At 66.2% G+C, this 1,254-nt stretch carries 1 protein-coding gene; it reads right to left on the bottom strand.

Going from position 1 to position 1,254, the window contains the following annotated elements; genetic code table 11:
- Positions 1 to 1,254 (bottom strand): acyl-CoA carboxylase subunit beta (locus KBY47_RS36145; RefSeq protein ID WP_210928871.1); only part of this gene is annotated, 1,254 nt, incomplete at both ends.

Here is a 1,254-nt window from a genome sequence, read left to right as displayed (position 1 = left end):
TGCATCAGCTCGGACTTGTACTCCTTGACCATCTTGTCGCGCATCGCCTCCGGGTCCTCGGCCTCGGCGATCTGACGGCGGAAGATGACACCCGCGGCACCCTCGGCGCCCATCACGGCGATCTCGTTCGTCGGCCACGCGAAGGTCAGGTCCGCACCGATGGACTGACTGTCCATGACGATGTACGCACCTCCGTACGCCTTGCGCAGGATCAGCGAGATCCGCGGCACGGTGGCGTTGCAGTACGCGTACAGCAGCTTCGCCCCGTGCCGGATGATCCCGCCGTGCTCCTGGTCCACACCCGGCAGGAACCCGGGCACGTCCAGGAACGTGACGATCGGGATGTTAAAAGCGTCACACATCTGCACAAAACGTGCAGCTTTTTCCGACGCCTCGATATCCAGCACACCCGCCAGCACCTGCGGCTGATTCGCCACGATGCCCACCACCTGACCGTCCAGACGGGCCAGCGCACAGATGATGTTGCGGGCCCAGCGCTCGTGGACCTCCAGGTACTCGCCGTCGTCGACGATCTCCTCGATCACCCTGGCCATGTCATACGGCCGGTTGCCGTCCGCCGGAACCAGGTCCAGCAGAACCTCCGAACGGCGGTCCGGGGCATCGGAGGACTCGGCGCGCGGCGGGTTCTCCCGGTTGTTCTGCGGCAGCAGCGACAACAGGTACCGCACCTCGGCGATGCAGGTCTCCTCGTCGTCGTAGGCGAAGTGCGCCACACCGGAGGTCTCCGCGTGCACGTCCGCACCCCCCAGGCCGTTCTGGGTGATCTCCTCACCGGTGACCGCCTTGACCACGTCCGGGCCGGTGATGAACATCTGCGAGGTCTCACGGACCATGAACACGAAGTCCGTCAGCGCCGGACTGTAGGCCGCACCCCCCGCACACGGGCCCAGCATCACCGAGATCTGCGGGATGACACCCGAGGCCTTGGTGTTGCGCTGGAAGATGCCGCCGTACCCGGCGAGCGCCACCACACCCTCCTGGATACGCGCGCCCGCACCGTCGTTGAGGGACACCAGCGGCGCACCCGCCGCGATAGCCATGTCCATGACCTTGTGGATCTTCTGCGCATGGGCCTCACCCAGCGCACCGCCGAAGATACGGAAGTCATGGGCGTAGACGAACACCGTCCGCCCCTCCACCGTCCCCCAGCCGGTGACCACACCGTCCGTGTACGGCTTCCGCGCCTCCAGACCGAACCCGGAAGCACGATGCCGACGCAACTGCTCGACCTCG

This window comes from Streptomyces sp. B93 (genome assembly GCF_018070565.1).
In the GTDB taxonomy this organism is placed as follows: domain Bacteria; phylum Actinomycetota; class Actinomycetes; order Streptomycetales; family Streptomycetaceae; genus Streptomyces.
Note: the sequence above shows the minus strand (reverse complement) of the source record. Positions and strands in the feature narration are given on the sequence as shown.